The sequence below is a fragment of the Pseudomonas machongensis genome, assembly GCF_034961125.1.
Taxonomy (GTDB): Bacteria; Pseudomonadota; Gammaproteobacteria; order Pseudomonadales; family Pseudomonadaceae; genus Aquipseudomonas; species Aquipseudomonas machongensis.
The window spans coordinates 1-19751 of sequence record NZ_JAYFUI010000131.1 but is presented as its reverse complement, the minus strand read 5'-3'; the positions used below and the strand labels follow the sequence as shown (position 1 = coordinate 19751).

Sequence of the window (19751 nt, the reverse complement as noted above, 5' to 3'; positions counted from 1 at the left end):
GCGGATCGGTGCTTGCAGTCCGACGGCAATCACGAGGTCATTTGAGTTCCGCGGGCCGCTCAGTCTGATCGGGTTTCTCCAGCGTGCTGTCGAAACTGTCCCAATCCTCCCCGAATAACTCCACCGGATGCATCGTCCGGTCGGCTCCGTTGCCACAAGCCAGGGCCTTGGCCGGGCAATACAGGTCGCAGCCCCAGCAGATCCGCTCGGGGTGCGTGGGGTTCTGTGGAAATTTCTTCGCCATGGCACGCCTCCAGCGTTTGCCGTCTGAACCCAGGCTAAGCCTGCCACCCCCGCCAGGCTTGATCGAAATCAAGCTTTGCTGAATCTCCCCCCGGAGTACCTCCTTCGAGGAATGTGCCTCGCTCGCGGTAAGGCACAGGCTGCGCGCTGTCATTCCCAGAGGAGGGTGCCAGCATGGCTCACCTTGCACTCAGCGAATTCCAGGCACTGCGCATCGCGGTGCTGACCATCAGCGACACCCGAACCCTGGCTACCGATGCCTCAGGGCAGACCCTCATCGAGGGCCTTCAGGAAGCCGGGCATATCCTTCATGAGCGGGCACTGGTGCCCGACGATATCTGGCACATCCGTGCACGCCTGTGCGCCTGGATAGCCGACCCGCAGGTGCAGGTCGTGCTGATGACCGGAGGCACCGGCTTCACCGGCCGAGACAATACGCCCCAGGCCGTCGGACCGCTGCTCGACAAGCACGTCGACGGTTTTGGCGAGCTGTTCCGACAGATTTCGTTGGAGCAGATCGGCACCTCCACGATCCAGTCCCGTGCCCTGGCCGGGCTCAGCAATGGCACGTTGGTCTGTTGCCTACCGGGCTCTCCGGGGGCCTGCCAAACCGGTTGGGAGGGCATCCTGCGCAAGCAACTGGACTGCCGCACCACCCCGTGCAATTTCGTCCCGCACCTCAAAACGTCGCCTGAAAAGCCGGCGGCAAGCTGCCGGAGCCGCACATGAATGCCTGTGGCTGTGGGCACGACAACCTGCGCCCGGTCGATCAAGCCATCGCCGAGTTGCTGGAACATGCGCCGCGTCCGCCTGCAACGGAGCGTGTACCGATCGACATGGCGCTGGGCATGGTCCTCGCAGAGGACGTCGTGGCTCCGCGCCCTGGGCCTGCCTGGGACAACAGCGCCATGGATGGTTATGCCTTGCGCGCCTGTGATCTGCCTGCCGAAGGTGGCTTCCTGCCGTTGGCCGGGCGTGTTGCGGCAGGCGATGAGGGCCTCAATGCACTGCCAGAGGGGCACGCGGTGCGTATTTTCACGGGGGCGCCTTTACCCATCGGTGCCGACAGCGTGGTGCCCCAGGAGCACGCCAAGCCCAGTGAATGCGGCGTGTGGCTGCCGGCCTGCTGGCCGGGCGACCATGTCCGTCGGTGTGGCGAAGAGTTTCTTCGCGGCGCGCGACTGCTGGAAGTCGGTCAGCGGTTGCGGGCCGCTGAGCTTGGCTTGCTGGCCAGCCAAGGGATTGCCTCGGTGGCCATCTACCGACCGCTGCGGGTTGGCTTGCTGAGCACCGGCGATGAACTGTGCGTGCCGGGCGAGGCGCTCAGGCGTGGGCAGATCTATGATGCCAACAGCTACAGCCTGGCCGCCGCCTTAAGAGGCTGGCAGCTGGAAGTGGGCGAGTTGGGGCGCCTGCCGGATGACCCCACGGCCTGCCGTTCGGCCCTGGCCAGTGCAGCACAGGACTGGGATGTGATCATCACGTCCGGGGGCGTCTCGGTCGGTGAGGAGGACCACGTCAAGGCATCGGTCGAGGCGCTGGGCGAATTGCGCCTGTGGCGCCTGGCGATCCAGCCGGGCAAGCCGTTCGCCTTTGGCCGGGTCGGCCAAACGGCCTGGCTTGGCTTACCCGGTAATCCGGTGGCGGCGCTGCTCTGCCTGCAGGTCGTGGCCAGGCCATTCCTGCTGCGTGCCCAGGGCCGTCGCGAGGTGCTGCCGCGGGCGATGCCGGTGATGGCCGGCTTCGACTGGCCGCGGGCCAACCTGCGTCGCCAGTACCTGCGGGCCTGGCTCACCTCCACCCCCGGCGGCATGCGGGTCGTTCCCCATGCCTGGCAAGGTTCGGCGATGCTCAGTGGCCTGTGCGGCGCCGAAGGCCTGGCGGTGGTAGAGGCCCATCGCGTCCTGCGCGCCGGTGAACTGGTGGACTTCATCAGCTTCGACACCCTGGCGGCCTGAGCCGCCTTTCATACGAGGTCGCAACCATGCACCTGGTTTGCCCGGCGGGTAGCCTGCCCGCCCTCAAGGCCGCGCTGCAGCAAGGCGCGGATGCCATCTACGTCGGCTTTCGCGATGACACCAACGCGCGCCATTTCAGTGGCCTCAATCTCGATGAGCGGCAGTTGGAAATCGGCCTGGCGCTGATCCACGAAAAACGCCGGCAACTCTATGTGGCCGTCAATACCTATGCGCAACCCCAGGGCTGGACGCGCTGGCAGCGGGCAGTGGACCAGGCTGCGGACATCGGCGTGGATGCGCTGATCGCTGCCGACCCCGGCGTGCTGGCGTATGCCAGCCGTCGTCATCCGGGTCTGAACCTGCACTTGTCGGTGCAGGGCAGCGCGACCAACCCGGCGGCCCTTTCGTTCTATCACCAGCGCTATGGCATCCGCCGCGCCGTGTTGCCGCGGGTGCTGTCTCTGGCCCAGGTGCGTCAGGTGGCCGAACGCAGCGAAGTGCCGCTGGAGGTCTTTGCCTTTGGCAGCCTGTGCATCATGGCCGAGGGCCGTTGCCACCTGTCTTCGTACGTCACCGGCGAATCACCGAACCTCTGCGGCGTGTGCTCGCCAGCTAAGGCCGTACGCTGGAGCGAAGGGGCGGACGGCCTGAGCGCGCGCCTGGGCGGTGTGCTGATCGACCGCTACGCGGCAGATGAGCCGGCCGGTTACCCAACCCTGTGCAAGGGGCGTTTCCTGGTCGAGGGGCAGCGGTTTCATGCTCTCGAGGAACCCACCAGCCTCAATACCCTTGAGCTGATCCCGCAGTTGGCCGCGCTGGGTATCGCGGCGGTGAAGATCGAAGGCCGGCAGCGCAGCCCGGCGTATGTCGAGCAGGTCACCGGGGTCTGGCGCGAAGCGCTGGATGCGCATGCCCGCGATGGCGCCGGTTTCACTCTGCAACCCCGTTGGCGTCAGGTGTTGGCGGGGCTATCCGAGGGCAGCCAGACCACCCTGGGTGCCTACCATCGTTCCTGGCAGTGAGGTCCTTATGAAACTGAGCCTTGGGCCGGTCCTGTACTACTGGAGCCGAGCACGCTTGCTGGCCTTTTACGAAGCCATGGCACAGCAGCCGCTGGAGGTGATCTACCTGGGCGAAACGGTCTGTTCCAAACGCCGTGCGCTGTCACTGGCTGACTGGCTGGCGCTGGCCCGCGAGTTACGCGTAGCCACCGGGGCTGAACTGGTGCTGTCTGGGTTGGCGCTGTTGGAGGCGGCCTCGGAGCTTGGCTCGCTCAAGCGCCTTTGCGAAAACGGCGAGCTGCGGGTCGAGGCCAACGACATGGGGGCGGTGCAGTTGCTGGCTGAGCGCGGTCTGCCCTTTGTCGGTGGGTCGGCACTCAACCTGTACAACGCCCACGCACTGCAAGAGCTGATGAGCTGCGGCCTGCAGCGTTGGGTGCCGCCCGTGGAGTGTTCCGGGCAAATGGTCGCCGACTGTCTGCTCCAACTCGACGCATTGGGCGTCAGCCGCCCCGAAGTCGAGCTGTTCGTCTATGGTCACTTGCCACTGGCCTATTCGGCGCGTTGCTTTACCGCCAGGGCGGAAAACCGGCCCAAGGACGATTGTCAGCTGTGTTGCCAGAAACATGTCGATGGCCTGCCGCTGTTGAGCCAGGAAGGTACGCCGCTGTTCGTGCTCAATGGTATCCAGACGATGTCGGGCGAGGCCTGCAACCTGCTCGGCGACTATGCCGGGATAGTAGAGCGGGGCGTCGACATCTTGCGCCTGAGCCCGCGTGGCGAGGGGATGCAAGCGGTCATCGCTGCCTTTGATGCTGTGCGCAAGGGGGGCGAACCGCCCATTGCGACTTCAGGCTGCAACGGATACTGGCACGGTCAGCCCGGCATGTTGCGGGTTGGGGAGGCGCTGCAATGAGGCGTTTGCAGGTCTACGGCGAGCGACTGCTCAAATTGGGGCAGCATGTGCCTTTTGTGTGGCAGAAGCTGGCAATCGAGCAACTGTCGGCGCGCTTGTTCGCCGAGCCATTGCGTGAGGGGGCGTTCGAGCTGCTGCGTGGCCACTGGTTGCGTCTGCACGTCAGCGACTTGGGATTGTCCTGGTGCGTGACCTGCCAGGGGGCGCGCCTCAAAGTCGTGGCGCGAAGCACGGCGGATGTGACCATTCGAGGCAATTGGCGTGAGTTCCTGCTGCTGGCCAGTCGGCAAGAAGACCCGGATACCTTGTTCTTCCGACGGCGGCTGGTCATCGAGGGTGATACCGAGCTGGGGTTGGGGGTGAAGAACCTGCTCGATGCGCTTGACCCGGAGCAGATGCCACCGAGCGTATGGCGCGTGATGCGCCGGATGGGAGAGGCGATAAAGAATTAGCGCAGATTTGCCAGGGCCCACACGGCGGCTTCCACGCGCGAACGTAACCCCAGCTTGTGCAGCAGGTTCTTCACATGCACCTTGACGGTGCCTTCGGTGATACCCAGCCTGCTGCCGATCATCTTGTTGCTCAAGCCCCCGGCGATCATCTTCAGCACCTGCCGCTCGCGCTCGGTCAGGTCCATCGAGCTGGCCCCATGGGAGGCCCGCAGGGCCTGGGCCAGTACTGTGGTCAGTGACGGGCTGACCACCAGGCCGCCGGCCAGCACTTCGCGTAGGCGGTCGATCAGCAGTTCCGGCTCCATGTCCTTGAGCAAGTAACCGTTGGCACCGAAGCGCATGGCATCGCGTACGTCCTGTTCGGCGTCCGAGACCGTGAACAGCAGGATTCGCCCGGTGTAGCCTTGATCGCGCAGGCGCTTTAGCGCCTCCACGCCGTTGAGTTCGGGCATGTTGTTGTCGAGCACCACCAGGTCGGGCTGCAACCGCTCCACCAGCGCGCAGGCCTCCAGGCCGTTGTTCGCTTCCGCGACCACCACCAGGTCGCTTTCCAGCTCGATGAGCTGACGCAACGCGCGGCGCATCATCGGATGGTCGTCAGCCAACAGCAGGGTGTAGGGCGTTGCATCGTTCATGGGTAGGCCTCGGTATCGGGTTGGCGCAGGAAGCCGGGTGCAAAGCGCAGCCGCACCTGAGTGCCATGGGGTTCGCGGGGCGCCAGGCTGAGCTGGCCACCCAGGCTGCGGGCGCGCTCCTGCATGATGTTCAGGCCGTGGTGCAGGCGCTCGTCATGACCGGCGCGCAAGCCCACACCGTCATCCTCGATCAGCAGTTCGATCATGTCGCCATCCTGGCGCAACTGCACCCAGGCTTCGCTGGCCTGGGCATGGCGGGCGCAGTTGGACAACGCTTCTCGGGCAATCTGCAGGACGTGGATCTGTTCATTGGCACCCAAGTTGAAGGCCAGGGGGAGCTGTTGCAGGCGTACCTGAAGGTTGCCGCGTTCGGCGAACTCATGGGCAGTGTCTTCCAGCGCTTGTTCCAGGCCGCCGTCCTGGATCTGCAGGCGGAAGGTGGTCAACAACTCGCGCAACTGGCGGTAGGCATTATTCAGCCCTTCGCGCAGTTCGTCGCTTACCGTCAGCAGGGTTTCAGGTTTATCGCCGCGTTTGATCAGGGTTTGCAGACGGCTCACCTGCAGTTTCATGTACGACAGCGCTTGCGCCAGAGAGTCGTGCAGCTCTCGGGCGATGGTGTTGCGTTCGTCGAGCAGCAGCAGGCGGTTATCCCGTTGGCGCTGGCGTTCCAGCGACAGGCGGGTGCCGACCAGGTCGGCCAGGGCCTGCACCAGTTCGCGCTCCCAGGCATGTGCGGCATGGCCGTCGAGAAAGTGAGCGCGCAGGTCGCCGAGAACGGCGCCCTGAGAACTGACCTGCAAGCTGAAGCGGTTGGCCAGCTGCTGGCGCTGGCAGCCAGCGCAGTCTTCCGGAGCACAGTGATCACGGCGGTCATCATCACCGTGCAGTGCGATCAGGCGAGCCTCACCGGCTTCGGTTTCGTGGCGCAGGCACAGGGATAGGCGCAGGCCGGGCAAGCGATCCTGGAAGCCGCGAATCAGCTCGTCGAGATGCCCGGCATGGGTCGGTTGGGTAGCGAGACTGCGGCTGGCGTGACACAGCAGGCCGAGGGCGGCGTTGCTTTGCTCCAGCTCCAGGGTTTTTTCGGCCACCCGCGTGGCCAGGGTCTGATGCGATTGTTCGATGGCATCGGCCATGGCATTGAAACTGTCAGCCATCTGCCCCAGCTCGTCACGGGAGCGGTAGCGAATGCGTGCGTCGAGCTTGCCGGCGCGGAAGCGCTCGGTGGTGCGCACCAGCTCCTGCAAGGGGGCGATGACCCCGCTGTTGAGTTCGAAAAGGCCCACCAGCAGGATCACCACCGTGATCAGCAATGCCGCGCCCTGGATGTTCTGTTGCCAGCCCTGGCGCCGCTCGCTCTGCTGCTGCAGTTGCGCGACGAAGTGTTCCAGGTGGTCGATGAACACCTCGGCTTCGCGCTGGAACCTTACCTTGTCATTGGCCTGCAGCGCCGGTAGCAGCTGCTGTTGCCACTGTTCGAGCACCTGGGAGAAAGCCATGCAGGCCGGGTCCTGTTCGCCTTCATCGAGCATGTGCGCCAGCGCCGTGCTGTGCAGGCGCTGCTGCATGTCTTCGCGCAACTGGTCGAGGGTTGCCGAGGGCGCGCCGGCCTCCAACTGCCAGTCGAGGCGATAGGTGGCCATGCGCAGGGACCCTGCGGTATTGATCGCCGCGGCGTCGTTCTCGCTGACCCGGGCAATCAGGACTGCACTGAGTGTGCTGGCCAGGCTCAGGGCAGCCAACAGGACCACGGCCAGCCCTGCACGGGCGGGCAACGAGCATTTCAGCCGGTCGAACATGGCGCTACCTCCAAAGAGTCCCCGGATGTTTAGCGGCTGCCAACGGCATCCTACAAATCTATATAACTAATTGATTATCAAGGATTAATGCTTGTTTATCCGCCCTACCACTTTGGTGGTAGCTGTGTTCATGGTAGGCCAGCCGACGCCTTGCGTACCTTGATGCAGGTCAATCGTTGCCAGCCAGCATGCTCCTAGCCTGCGCGTGAAATGTGGCCCTGGAGAGCGTGCATCATGCAACGCGACGTAAAACAGGGGCTGGTGCTCGGGATGAGCACGACTGCGTTCACCATCTGCTTCATGGTGTGGATGATGTTCGCGGTGCTTGGGGTGCCTATCAAGGATCTGCTCGACCTCAACGAAACCCAATTCGGCCTGCTGGCCTCCACTCCGGTACTTAGCGGTTCGCTGGTCCGCCTGCCGTTGGGCATGCTGGGCGACCGCTACGGCGGGCGCATCGTTTTCTTCGTGCTGATGCTGGTGTGCGTGTTGCCGATCTACCTGATCGGCGATGCCCATGCATATTGGCAGTTTCTGCTGCTGGGCCTGTTCGTCGGCCTGGCCGGTGGTTCGTTCTCGGTGGGTATCGCCTACGTCGCCAAGTGGTTCGACAAAGCCAACCAAGGCCTGGCCATGGGTATCTTCGGTGCCGGCAACGCTGGCGCCGCGCTGACCAAGTTCCTGGCCCCGGCCATCATCGCCGCTTCCAGCTGGCAGATGGTGCCGAAGCTGTTCTCGGCGATCCTGTTCGTCACCGCCGTGATGTTCTGGTTCTTCACCTGCGACTACAAATCGCACCGGGTGGCAGCGAGCGTTTCGCTGCGTGAACAGCTCGCTACCCTGAAAGACCCGTGCGTGTGGCGCTACTGCCAGTACTACTCGATCGTCTTTGGTGGCTACGTCGCCCTGGCGCTGTGGATGACCCAGTACTACGTCGGCGAGTACGGCTTCAGCCTGCAGTCCGCGGCGTTGCTCGCTGCCTGCTTCTCGCTGCCCGGTGGCGTGCTGCGCGCGGTCGGCGGCTGGATGTCCGACCGTTGGGGCGCGCACAGCGTGACCTGGTGGGTGATGTGGGTGAGCTGGGTGTGCTTGTTCCTGCTCTCTTACCCGCAGACCGACATCACCGTGTACACCGTCGATGGCACGCGCAGCTTCCACATCGGCCTCAACGTCTGGGTGTTCACCGTATTGATGTTCATCGTCGGTGTGGCCTGTGCATTCGGCAAGGCTTCGGTGTTCAAGTACATCGCAGACGAGTTCCCCGACCGGATGGGCGCGGTGTCCGGCATCGTCGGCCTGGCCGGTGGCCTGGGCGGCTTCGTGCTGCCGATCCTGTTCGGCGTGCTGGTCGACCTGACTGGCGTGCGCAGTTCCAACTTCATGCTGCTGTATGGCGTCGTCTGGGTCTCGCTGATCTGGATGTATTTCAGCGAGGTGCGCAAGGCACCGCTGCTGGGCGCCAAGCAATCCGATTCTTGAAACCTCGAGGAGACTGACCATGTCGGCATCCAACAACTCCGCCGTGGGCGGCCAGCTACGGCCCGGGCCGGTGATCGAAGACTGGCGCCCCGAAGACCCGCTGTTCTGGAATGCGACCGGCCGGGCCGTCGCCAAGCGCAACCTGTGGATCTCTATCGCCGCGCTGTTCCTGGCTTTTGCCCTGTGGATGATCTGGAGCACGGTGATCGTGCGCATGGGCGCCGCAGGCTTTGCGTTCAGCACCGACCAGCTGTTCTGGCTGGCGGCGCTGCCGGGGCTGTCCGGTGCGACTCTGCGGGTGTTCTACTCGTTCATCGTGCCGGTCTTCGGCGGCCGTCGCTGGACTGCCCTGAGTACCGCGTCGCTGCTGATTCCGGCGCTGTGGATGGGCATAGCGCTTCAGGACACCGGCACGCCTTACAGCGTGTTCGTGATCATCGCCCTGCTGTGCGGTTTCGGCGGCGGCAATTTTGCCTCGTCGATGTCCAACATCAGTTTCTTCTTCCCCAAGGCCCAGCAAGGTACCGCGCTGGGGCTCAACGCCGGCCTCGGCAACCTGGGCGTATCGGGCATGCAGTTCGTGGTGCCGATGGTGATCGGTGTCGGCCTGTTCGGCGCCGCGGGTGGCGAGCCGAGCGAGCTGGCCGACGGCAGCGTCATGTGGCTGCAGAATGCTGGCCTTGTGTGGGTGCCGCTGATTGCCCTGGTGACCCTGGCCGCCTGGTTCGGCATGAACGACCTCAAGTCCGCCAGTGCCTCGTTCAGCGAGCAGGCGGTGATCTTCACGCGCAAGCACAACTGGCTGATGTGCTGGTTGTACCTGGCCACGTTCGGTTCGTTCATCGGCTTCGCCGCTGCCTTCCCGCTGTTGATCAAGACCTCGTTCCCTGACGTCAACGCCTTGCAGTTCGCCTTCCTCGGCCCCCTGGTCGGCGCCCTGGCGCGGCCATTGGGCGGTTGGGTGTCGGACAAGCTCGGTGGGGCGCGGGTGACGTTGTGGAACTTCGTGCTGATGATCGCGGCGGTGTTCGGTGTGGTCGCGTTTCTGCCGCAGGCCGGTGAAAGCGGGCACTTCTTCGGCTTCCTCTGCATGTTCATGGTGCTGTTCGTTACCACCGGCATCGGCAATGGCTCCACCTTCCGCATGATCCCGGTGATCTTCCGCACGTTGCACCGCAACGACGACGCCAAGGCCGGCAAAGAGGCGGCGGCGGTGCTGGGCTTCACCTCCGCGGTGGGCGCGTTCGGCGGCTTCTTCATCCCCAAGAGCTTCGGCAGCTCCATCGCCCTGACCGGCGGCCCGGAAGCGGCCCTCTACGCATTCATCGCCTACTACCTCAGTTGCATCCTGGTGACCTGGTGGTGGTACGCGCGCAAAGGCGCCCAGACGCCCTGCTGACCGTTCCGAACAACTGATTACGGGCGCGGCCAGCCGCGTCCAGCCTGAGAGGATTTGAACATGAGCCATTTACTCGACCAGATGCGCTTCTTCAAGCGCAAGCAAGGTGAGTTTGCCAACGGCCACGGCGAAACCCGCAAGGAATCCCGCGACTGGGAAAACGTCTACCGTTCGCGCTGGCAGTACGACAAGATCGTGCGCTCCACCCACGGGGTGAACTGCACCGGGTCGTGCTCCTGGAAGATCTACGTGAAGAACGGCCTGATCACCTGGGAAACCCAGCAGACCGACTACCCACGCACCCGCAACGACCTGCCCAACCACGAGCCACGCGGCTGCCCACGCGGTGCCAGCTACAGCTGGTACATCTACAGCGCCAACCGCCTGAAATACCCCAAAGTGCGCAAGCCGCTGCTCAAACTGTGGCGCGAAGCACGCCGCACGCTGGCGCCGGTCGAGGCCTGGGCCAGTATCGTCAGCGACCCGGCCAAGGCCGAGTCGTACAAGAGCCAGCGCGGCATGGGCGGCTTCGTGCGCTCCAACTGGGAGGAAGTCAACGAGATCATCGCCGCTGCCAATGTGCATACCGTCAAGGCCCATGGCCCGGACCGGGTGGTGGGCTTCTCGCCGATCCCGGCCATGTCGATGGTCAGCTACGCCGCCGGTGCCCGTTACCTGTCGCTGATCGGTGGCGTGTGCCTGTCGTTCTACGACTGGTACTGCGACCTGCCGCCGGCTTCGCCGCAGGTGTGGGGCGAGCAGACCGACGTGCCAGAGTCGGCCGATTGGTACAACTCCAACTACATCATCGCCTGGGGTTCCAACGTTCCGCAGACCCGCACCCCGGATGCGCATTTCTTCACCGAGGTGCGCTACAAGGGCACCAAGACCGTGGCCATCACCCCGGACTACGCCGAGGTGGCCAAGCTCACCGACCTCTGGCTCAACCCCAAGCAAGGGACCGACGCCGCGCTGGCCCAGGCCTTTGCCCACGTGATCTTCAAGGAATTCCACCTCGACACGCCGAGCGACTACTTCCGTAGCTACGCTAAGCAGTACACCGACCTGCCAATGCTGGTGTTGCTCGAGGAACGCGCCGAAGGCTATTGCGCCGACCGCTTCCTGCGCGCCTCGGACCTTGCCGACAACCTCGGCCAGGCCAACAACCCCGAGTGGAAGACCATCGCCGTCGATGACATAAGCGCCGGCCTGGTTTCGCCCCATGGCGCCATCGGCTACCGCTGGGGTGAGAAGGGCAAGTGGAACATCGAGGCCCGCGAAGGCGGTGAAGGCCGTGATGTCGACCTGCGCCTGAGCCTGCTGGACGACGGGGAAGCGGTTGACGTGGCCTTCCCGTACTTTGGCGGCCAGTACCACGAGCACTTCACCGCGGCCCCAGGCGATGAGATTCAGCTGCGTCGCGTCCCGGTGCGCAGTCTGACCCTGGCCGACGGCCGTCAGGCCAAGGTGGCCACGGTGTTCGACCTGATGGCCGGCAACCTCGCCATCGACCGCGGCCTGGGCGGCGACAACGTCGCCAGCAGCTACGACGACGCCAACGTGCCGGGCACCCCGGCCTGGCAGGAGCTGATTACCGGCGTGTCCCGCGAAAAGGCCATTCAGGTGGCCCGCGAGTTCGCCGACAACGCCGACAAGACCCACGGCCGCAGCATGATCATCGTCGGTGCGGCGATGAACCACTGGTACCACATGGACATGAACTACCGCGGGCTGATCAACATGTTGATGCTCTGCGGTTGCGTCGGCCAGACCGGCGGCGGCTGGGCCCACTACGTCGGTCAGGAAAAACTGCGCCCGCAGTGCGGCTGGCTGCCACTGGCCTTCGGCCTGGACTGGAGCCGCCCGCCACGGCAGATGAACGGCACCAGCTTCTTCTACAACCACAGCTCGCAGTGGCGCCACGAGAAGATGAGCATCCACGAGGTGCTGTCGCCGTTGGCTGACAAGTCGCAGTTCCCCGAGCACATGCTCGACTACAACATCCGCGCCGAGCGCGCCGGCTGGCTGCCCAGCGCTCCGCAGCTCAACCGTAACCCGCTGCAGGTCACCCGTGACGCCGCCGCTGCCGGCATGCCGGCCAAGGACTACGTGCTCAAGTCGCTGCAGGATGGCTCGCTGCGCTTTGCCTGCGAGCAGCCGGACAACCCGGCCAACTTCCCGCGCAACATGTTCATCTGGCGCTCCAACCTGCTGGGCAGCTCGGGCAAGGGCCACGAGTACATGCTCAAGTACCTGCTCGGTACCCGTAACGGCGTGATGAACGAAGACCTTGGCAAGCGTGGCGGCTTCAAGCCCCACGAGGCCGAATGGGTGGACGAGGGTGCCATCGGCAAGCTCGACCTGGTCACCACCCTGGACTTCCGCATGTCGTCGACCTGCATGTATTCCGACATCGTCCTGCCGACCGCGACCTGGTACGAGAAGGACGACATGAACACCTCGGACATGCACCCGTTCATCCACCCGCTGTCGGCCGCCATCGACCCGGCCTGGGAAGCGCGCTCGGACTGGGAAATCTACAAGGGCATCGCCAAGGCATTCTCGGCCATGAGCGAAGGCCAGCTTGGCGTCGAGCAGGATCTGGTCACCGTGCCACTGCTGCACGACAGCCCCGGTGAGCTGGCCCAGCCATTTGGCGGCAGCGACTGGAAGACCGAGGGCGTGGCCCCGGTGCCTGGCCTGAACTGCCCGAACATGACTGTGGTCGAGCGCGATTACCCGGCCACCTACAAGAAGTTCACCTCGCTCGGCCCGCTGCTCGACAAGCTCGGCAACGGCGGCAAGGGCATCAACTGGAACACCGAGCATGAGGTGGAGTTCCTGGGTGAGCTCAACCACACCGTGCGCGACGAAGGCGTCAGCCAGGGCCGGCCGCAGATCGAATCGGCCATCGATGCCGCCGAGGTGATCCTCAGCCTGGCACCGGAAACCAACGGCCATGTGGCGGTCAAGGCCTGGGCCGCGCTGTCGGAGTTCACTGGCCGCGACCACAGCCACCTGGCGCTGCCCAAGGAGCATGAGGCGATCCGCTTCCGCGATATCCAGGCACAGCCGCGCAAGATCATCTCCAGCCCGACCTGGTCGGGCCTGGAAGACGAGCACGTGAGCTACAACGCCGGCTACACCAACGTCCACGAGCTGATCCCGTGGCGCACCATCACCGGCCGCCAGCAGTTCTACCAGGACCACCCGTGGATGCAGGCCTTTGGTGAACAGCTGCAAAGCTATCGCCCGCCGATCAACACCCGCACCGTGGACTACGTCAAAGGCAAGAAGCCCAACGGCAACCCGGAGATCGCCCTGAACTGGATCACACCGCACCAGAAGTGGGGTATCCACAGCACCTACACCGACAACCTGATCATGCTCACCCTGAGCCGTGGCGGGCCGATCGTGTGGATGTCCGAGATCGACGCGAAAAAGGTCGGCATCGAGGACAACGACTGGATCGAATGCTTCAACGCCAACGGCGCGCTCACCGCCCGTGCGGTGGTCAGCCAGCGGGTCAAGGAGGGCATGGTGATGATGTACCACGCTCAGGAACGCATCGTGAACGTGCCCGGTGCCGAGAGCACCAAGACCCGTGGCGGCCACCACAACTCGGTGACCCGCGTGGTGCTCAAGCCAACCCACATGATCGGCGGCTACGCCCAGCAGTCGTACGGCTTCAACTACTACGGCACGGTCGGCTGCAACCGCGACGAATTCGTGGTGGTGCGCAAGATGAGCAAGGTCGACTGGCTCGACGGCACCGACGTCGGTGGCCTGGGCGGCGACGCCCTGCCACAGCCACTGCCCAAGGACATTTGAGGAGATAACCATGAAGATTCGTTCGCAAGTCGGCATGGTCCTGAACCTGGACAAGTGCATCGGGTGCCACACCTGCTCGATCACCTGCAAGAACGTCTGGACCAGCCGCGAAGGTATGGAATACGCCTGGTTCAACAACGTCGAGAGCAAGCCCGGCATCGGCTACCCCAAGGAGTGGGAAAACCAGGACAAATGGAAAGGCGGCTGGGTGCGCAACCGCGACGGCTCGATCAACCCGCGCATCGGTGGCAAGTTCCGGGTACTGGCGAACATCTTCGCCAACCCCGACCTGCCGGCCATCGACGACTACTACGAGCCGTTCGATTTCGATTACCAGCACCTCCACACCGCGCCCCAGGCCAAGCACCAGCCGGTGGCGCGGCCACGCTCGCTGATCTCCGGCCAGCGTATGGAGAAGATCGAGTGGGGCCCGAACTGGGAAGAAATCCTCGGCACCGAGTTCGCCAAGCGGCGCAAGGACAAGAACTTCGACCAGGTCCAGGCCGACATCTACGGTGAGTACGAAAACACCTTCATGATGTACCTGCCGCGCCTGTGCGAGCACTGCCTGAACCCGGCGTGTGCGGCCTCGTGCCCGAGCGGCGCGATCTACAAGCGCGAGGAGGACGGCATCGTCCTCATCGACCAGGAGAAATGCCGCGGCTGGCGCATGTGCATCAGCGGCTGCCCGTACAAGAAGATCTACTTCAACTGGAAGAGCGGCAAGTCCGAGAAGTGCATCTTCTGCTACCCGCGCATCGAGGCCGGCATGCCGACCGTGTGCTCGGAAACCTGCGTCGGGCGCATTCGTTACCTGGGCGTGCTGCTGTATGACGCCGACCGCATTCACGAAGTGGCCAGCACGCCAGGTGAACAGGACCTGTACCGCAAGCAGTTGGAAATCTTCCTCGACCCCAACGACCCCAAGGTCATCGAGCAGGCCCTGAAAGACGGCGTGCCGCGGTCGGTCATCGACGCCGCGCAGCAATCCCCGGTGTACAAGATGGCCGTGGACTGGCAGCTGGCGCTGCCCTTGCATCCTGAGTACCGCACCTTGCCGATGGTCTGGTACGTGCCGCCGCTGTCGCCGATCCAGAACGCCGCCGCAGCCGGCAGCGTGAGCATGGATGGCGTGCTGCCCGACGTCGACAGCCTGCGCATCCCCGTCCGCTACCTGGCCAACATGCTGACGGCGGGCGATGAAGAGCCGGTACGCCTGGCCCTCAAGCGCCTGCTGGCGATGCGCGCCTACAAGCGCGCCGAACAGGTGGACGGCGTGCGCGACTTGCAGGTGCTGGAGTCGGTCGGGCTGACCCAGGCCCAGTGCGAGGACATGTACCGCTACCTGGCCATCGCCAACTACGAGGACCGCTACGTAGTGCCTTCGGCGCACCGCGAAGAGGCCATGAGCGATGCCTTCGCCGAGCGCTCCGGCTGTGGTTTCAGCTTCGGCAGCGGCTGCGGTGGCAGCTCCGACACCAACCTGTTCGGGGCGAAAAAGGCCAACCGTCGCGACGTGCTCAAGACCGTCCAACTCTGGGAGAAATGAACATGCGCATTCTCAAGGTGATTGCCCTGTTGCTCGACTACCCCGATGAGGCGTTGGTCCAGGGCTACGAAGAACTGACGGTGGCGATCGACGCCGCCCGCGAGATCAGCCCGGCGCAGCGCGCGGCCCTGCGGTGCCTGCTCGACGAACTGACCGGCGACGACACCATGGAGGTGCAGGCCCGTTACGACGGCCTGTTCGAGCGTGGCCGCGCTGTGTCGCTGCTGCTGTTCGAGCACGTGCATGGCGAATCGCGTGATCGCGGCCAGGCCATGGTCGACCTGATGGCCCAGTACGAGGACGCCGGTTTTGCCATCGGCGTGCGAGAACTGCCCGACTACATCCCGCTGTACCTGGAGTACCTGTCCACCTGCGACGATCTGACTGCCCGCGAGGGTCTGGCTGATGTGGCGCACCTGCTGGGTTTGCTGGCAGCACGCCTGGAGGAGCGCGACAGCCGCTATGCCGCGTGCCTGCGTGCGCTGCTGCAAATTGCCGGGGTCAACCCCCAGACGGTAATGGAGGCCGCTCGCGAGCGCGTCATGGAAGAGACGCGCGACGACTCGCTGGAGGCCATGGACAAGGCCTGGGAGGAGGAGGCCGTGGACTTCCTCAAGGCCGAGCAGCAAGAGCGCTGCCCGAGCCAGCCACGGGCGCCGGGCAAGGCGCGCGAAGAAGTGCCGGTGCCGCTGCACTGGGTCGATTTCAACCAAGGTGAGCCGCACACCCCGGCTCCGGAGGTGCGCAATGTCTAACGTCAACCTGCTGGTGTTCGGGGTCTACCCGTACGTTGCTCTGGCCGTCTGCCTGATCGGCAGTTGGGCGCGGTTCGACCTGTCGCAGTACAGCTGGAAAGCCGGCTCCAGCCAGATCTTCAACCGCACCCCGGCCGACCAGCGCTACATGCGGGTGGCCAGCAACCTGTTCCATGTGGGGGTGCTGTTCATCCTCGCGGGCCACTTCGTCGGCTTGCTGACCCCGGAGGCGATTTATCACCGCTTCATCGGCACTGCCGAGAAGCAGATGCTAGCCATGGTCTCGGGTGGTTTCTTCGGCATGCTGTGCTTCTTCGGCCTGATCATGCTGCTCTACCGTCGGGTGTTCAACCCTCGGGTGCGGGCCAGCTCCAGCTTCTCCGACATGATGATCCTGGTGGTGCTGCTGGCGCAGCTGTCGCTCGGCCTGATGACCATCGTCGCTTCCACCCAGCACCTGGACGGTTCGGTGATGGTGATGCTGGCCGACTGGGCGCAGTACACCGTGACCCTGCAACCGCAGCTGGCGGCCGAAGCGATCGCACCGGTGGGGCTGGTCTACAAGCTGCACGTGGCGCTGGGCCTGACCCTGTTCGTGCTGTTCCCCTTCACCCGCCTGGTGCACTTCGTCAGCGCCCCGGTGTGGTACCTGGGCCGGCGCTATCAGATCGTGCGGCAGAAAGGCTGACGAGGAGGTATGACCATGGAGACTTCCGCACTGATTGCCACCAGTGAGCAGCAGTGGCCACGGATCACCGTCAACGGTGTGGCCATCGAGGGCGACGCGATTGCCCGGGAGCTGCAGTACCACCCGGCGCAGGCACGTGAAGAGGCGATATTTCTCGCCAGCCAGGCGCTGGTGGTGCGTGAGCTGCTGATGCAGCGCATCGTCGAGCTGGGCCTTGTGGCCGAATGCACCGACAGCGAGAGCGAAGAGGAGGCGCTGACGCGCTTGCTGATCGAGCAGGAGCTGCCACTGCCGGGTGCTGATGAAGATATCTGCCGACACTATTTCGACAGTAACCGTGAGCGTTATGCCAGCGCGCCGCTGCTGGCGGTGCGGCACATTCTGCTGGCGTGCGCGCCGGACGATGTCGAAGGCCGGAGCCAGGCCAGGGAGCAGGCGTTGTTGCTGATCGCCCGTCTGGTAGAAGACGGCTCGCGGTTTGCCGAGCTCGCGCTCGCCCATTCCGCCTGCCCGTCGAAGGCCCAGGGCGGGGCGCTGGGCCAGATCAGCCAGGGGCAGACCGTGCCTGAGTTCGAGCGACAACTGTTGCGCTTGCCGTTGGGGCTGGCGCTTCAGCCGCTGGAAAGCCGGTATGGCCTGCACCTGGTGTGGGTTGACCAGCGCATCGAAGGGCGAGCGTTGCCGTTCGAGGTGGTGCACGAGGCGATTCGCTCCGAGCTGGACCAGCGGGTGTGGCAGGTGGCGGTGGGGCAGTACCTGAAAAACCTCATAGGGCAGGCCGACATCCGCGGGATTCTGCTCGATGGCGCCTCAAGCCCGTTGGTTCAGTAAACCCATCAAGGGCCTCTTCGCGGGTGAATCGGGGCCCGATTTACCCGCGAAGAGCCCCGAAAGGAATACGCACATGACCACCCAACTGCTCGACGGCTGCGGCCGCAAGATCGACTACCTGCGCATCTCGGTCACCGACCGCTGCGACTTCCGCTGCATCTACTGCATGGCCGAAGCCATGCAGTTTCTCCCTCGCCAGCAAGTGCTGACCTTGGAGGAAATCGAGCGCAGCGCCCGCCTGTTCGTCAGCCAGGGCGTGCGCAAGGTCCGCCTCACCGGTGGCGAGCCGTTGGTACGCCCCGGCATTGTCGGCTTGTGCGAACGGATCGCCGCCATGCCCGGCCTGCGCGAGCTGGTGATGACCACCAACGGGTCACAACTGCTCAAGCTCGCTCGACCCCTGGCTGATGCAGGCGTGAAGCGCCTCAACATCAGCCTCGACACCCTCGACCCCAAGCGCTTTCGCAGCATCACCCGCACCGGTGAACTCGGCCGGGTGCTGCGTGGTATCGACGCCGCGCGCAAGGCGGGATTCGCTGCCATCAAGCTCAACACCGTGGCCCTGCACGGGCGCAACGCCGATGAAGTGCCGGCCCTGGTCGACTTTGCCATCGCCCATGGCCTGGACATCAGCTTCATCGAAGAGATGCCGCTGGGCGATGTCGGCCGCGCACGTGACCAGACCTATTGCTCCAGCGCCTGGGTGCGCGAGCGCATTGCCGAACGCTACAGCCTCATCGACAGCGCCGAGCAGAGTGGTGGCCCGGCCCGTTACGTGCGCATCAGCGGGCATCCGGACACGCGAATCGGCTTCATCTCACCGATCAGCCAGCACTTCTGTGACACCTGCAACCGCGTGCGCATGACGGCGGAAGGGCGGTTGCTGTTATGCCTTGGCCACGAACACGCTCTGGACATGCGCGGCCTGCTGCGCCGCTACCCAGGCCAAGATGGCCCAGTGCTCGATGCGATACGCCAGGCCCTGCTGCGCAAGCCGGAACGGCACGGCTTCGACCGCGACGATGTACAGGTGCTGCGCTTCATGAATGCGACTGGCGGCTGAAACCCTTGATATAGGTCATTTTCGTATCCGCAGCACAACATATAGTGTTTTAAAGTTTTTTAACTACTAGATGATGTGTTTCGGAGGCCAGATGTACAGGGAGCAAGAGGCGCCGCGCGGGCGGCGATCGATCGAAGTTGCACAGGCCATGAACGAGTACCTGTCACGCCAGGACTGGCGCGTGCAGGCCAACGCCAACCAGGGCTATTCACTGGGCGGCCTGGTGCTCAATGTGTCGGGCAAGGTCACCGCCAACTATTGGCTCGATGAGATCTACCGCGCTGAAATTGGCGACGCGCACCGCGAAGGCGACCTGCACCTGCACGACCTCGACATGCTCGCCGGCTACTGTGCAGGCTGGTCACTGCGCAGCCTGTTGCACGAGGGCTTCAATGGCGTCCCCGGGCGGGTCGAAGCCGGGCCGCCCAAGCACCTGACCAGCGCTCTCGGGCAGATGGTCAACTTCCTCGGCACCCTGCAGAACGAATGGGCCGGCGCCCAGGCCTTCAGTTCGTTCGACACCTACCTCGCGCCCTTCGTACGCAACGACCGGCTGGATTATCCACAGGTGCGCCAGGCCCTGCAGGAGTTCATCTACAACCTCAACGTGCCCTCGCGCTGGGGCAGCCAGACACCCTTCACCAACCTCACCTTCGACTGGGTCTGCCCTGAAGACCTGCGCGAGCAGGTACCTGTCATCGCAGGCGAGGAAATGCCCTTCGCCTACGGCGACCTGCAGGCCGAAATGGACCTGCTCAACCGTGCCTACATCGAGGTGATGATGGCCGGCGACGCCAAGGGCCGGGTATTCACCTTCCCGATCCCGACCTACAACATCACCCACGACTTCCCCTGGGACAGCGACAACGCCGGGCGGCTGTTCGAAATGACTGCCCGCTACGGGTTGCCGTACTTCCAGAATTTCCTCAATTCCGACATGCAGCCCAACCAGGTGCGGTCGATGTGCTGCCGCCTGCAACTGGACGTGCGTGAACTGCTCAAGCGCGGCAACGGCCTGTTCGGCTCGGCCGAGCAGACCGGCTCGCTGGGTGTGGTGACGCTCAACTGCGCGCGCCTGGGCTACCTGTATCCCGGCGACCCGGCGGGCTTGCATGCGCGCCTCGACGTCCTGCTGGAGTTGGCCTTCGA

Annotated in this window: 16 protein-coding genes and 1 pseudogene; 14 read left to right on the top strand and 3 right to left on the bottom strand. The window is 64.4% G+C overall.

What is annotated here, in order from left to right; genetic code table 11:
* Positions 1–37 precede the first annotated feature (37 nt).
* The gene (locus VA602_RS13980; RefSeq protein WP_323453487.1) at positions 38–244 is read right to left on the bottom strand and encodes a DUF3079 domain-containing protein; all 207 of its coding nucleotides are present in this window, start codon (positions 242–244) and stop codon (positions 38–40) included.
* Between the two features lie 173 nt (positions 245–417).
* Here VA602_RS13980 and moaB point away from each other — a divergent pair, with 173 nt between their 5' ends.
* The 5 genes from moaB to ubiT are packed head-to-tail and all read left to right on the top strand — an operon-like array spanning position 418 to position 4570.
* A complete protein-coding gene (gene moaB, locus VA602_RS13975; protein ID WP_323453486.1) occupies positions 418–972 on the top strand; it encodes a molybdenum cofactor biosynthesis protein B in 555 nt (184 codons plus the stop codon).
* Positions 969–2201: a molybdopterin molybdotransferase MoeA gene (locus tag VA602_RS13970; protein WP_323453485.1), complete on the top strand. Its 1233-nt coding sequence runs from the start codon at positions 969–971 to the stop codon at positions 2199–2201. Before moaB ends, VA602_RS13970 begins: the two co-directional genes overlap by 4 nt.
* Before the next feature lie 26 nt (positions 2202–2227).
* A complete protein-coding gene (ubiU, locus tag VA602_RS13965; protein WP_323453484.1) occupies positions 2228–3223 on the top strand; it encodes a ubiquinone anaerobic biosynthesis protein UbiU in 996 nt (331 codons plus the stop codon).
* Positions 3224–3230: 7 nt separating this feature from the next.
* Positions 3231–4118 carry a U32 family peptidase gene (locus VA602_RS13960; protein WP_323453483.1) on the top strand — a complete coding sequence of 296 codons (888 nt, stop codon included), beginning with the start codon at positions 3231–3233 and terminating at the stop codon, positions 4116–4118.
* A complete protein-coding gene (gene ubiT / locus VA602_RS13955; protein ID WP_323453482.1) occupies positions 4115–4570 on the top strand; it encodes a ubiquinone anaerobic biosynthesis accessory factor UbiT in 456 nt (151 codons plus the stop codon). Before VA602_RS13960 ends, ubiT begins: the two co-directional genes overlap by 4 nt.
* Here the strand turns inward: ubiT and narL are convergent.
* Positions 4567–5205 carry a two-component system response regulator NarL gene (narL, locus tag VA602_RS13950; RefSeq protein ID WP_323453481.1) on the bottom strand — a complete coding sequence of 213 codons (639 nt, stop codon included), beginning with the start codon at positions 5203–5205 and terminating at the stop codon, positions 4567–4569. The two genes, ubiT and narL, sit on opposite strands and share 4 nt — an antisense overlap.
* Positions 5202–7007 (bottom strand): histidine kinase, encoded by a 1806-nt coding sequence (locus VA602_RS13945; RefSeq protein ID WP_323453480.1) that lies wholly within the window; start codon positions 7005–7007, stop codon positions 5202–5204. The genes narL and VA602_RS13945 overlap by 4 nt, the downstream gene beginning before the upstream one ends.
* Positions 7008–7241: 234 nt before the next feature.
* On the opposite strand from VA602_RS13945, the gene VA602_RS13940 reads away from it, so the two are divergent.
* From VA602_RS13940 to VA602_RS13900, 9 genes and pseudogenes are all read left to right on the top strand, one after another.
* Positions 7242–8486, top strand: coding sequence for an MFS transporter (locus VA602_RS13940; RefSeq protein WP_407682509.1), 1245 nt, complete (start codon positions 7242–7244; stop codon positions 8484–8486).
* A 19-nt stretch (positions 8487–8505) separates the two neighbouring features.
* Positions 8506–9885, top strand: a complete 1380-nt coding sequence (locus VA602_RS13935; protein ID WP_323453479.1) for a NarK family nitrate/nitrite MFS transporter — start codon at positions 8506–8508, stop codon at positions 9883–9885.
* A gap of 60 nt (positions 9886–9945) precedes the next feature.
* Complete coding sequence (locus VA602_RS13930; protein WP_323453478.1) at positions 9946–13716, top strand: nitrate reductase subunit alpha; 3771 nt, start codon at positions 9946–9948, stop codon at positions 13714–13716.
* Positions 13717–13726: 10 nt separating this feature from the next.
* Positions 13727–15265, top strand: coding sequence for a nitrate reductase subunit beta (gene narH, locus VA602_RS13925; protein WP_323453477.1), 1539 nt, complete (start codon positions 13727–13729; stop codon positions 15263–15265).
* Positions 15266–15267: 2 nt separating this feature from the next.
* Positions 15268–16020: a nitrate reductase molybdenum cofactor assembly chaperone gene (gene narJ / locus VA602_RS13920; RefSeq protein WP_323453476.1), complete on the top strand. Its 753-nt coding sequence runs from the start codon at positions 15268–15270 to the stop codon at positions 16018–16020.
* Complete coding sequence (narI, locus tag VA602_RS13915) at positions 16013–16708, top strand: respiratory nitrate reductase subunit gamma (protein WP_323453475.1); 696 nt, start codon at positions 16013–16015, stop codon at positions 16706–16708. The genes narJ and narI overlap by 8 nt, the downstream gene beginning before the upstream one ends.
* A gap of 15 nt (positions 16709–16723) precedes the next feature.
* Positions 16724–17539 (top strand): peptidylprolyl isomerase, encoded by an 816-nt coding sequence (locus VA602_RS13910; protein WP_323453474.1) that lies wholly within the window; start codon positions 16724–16726, stop codon positions 17537–17539.
* Between the two features lie 73 nt (positions 17540–17612).
* Entirely contained in the window at positions 17613–18602 is a 990-nt protein-coding gene (gene moaA / locus VA602_RS13905; RefSeq protein ID WP_323453473.1) for a GTP 3',8-cyclase MoaA, read from the top strand.
* A gap of 136 nt (positions 18603–18738) precedes the next feature.
* A pseudogene (locus tag VA602_RS13900) lies at positions 18739–19751 on the top strand (ribonucleoside triphosphate reductase); the annotation flags it as partial.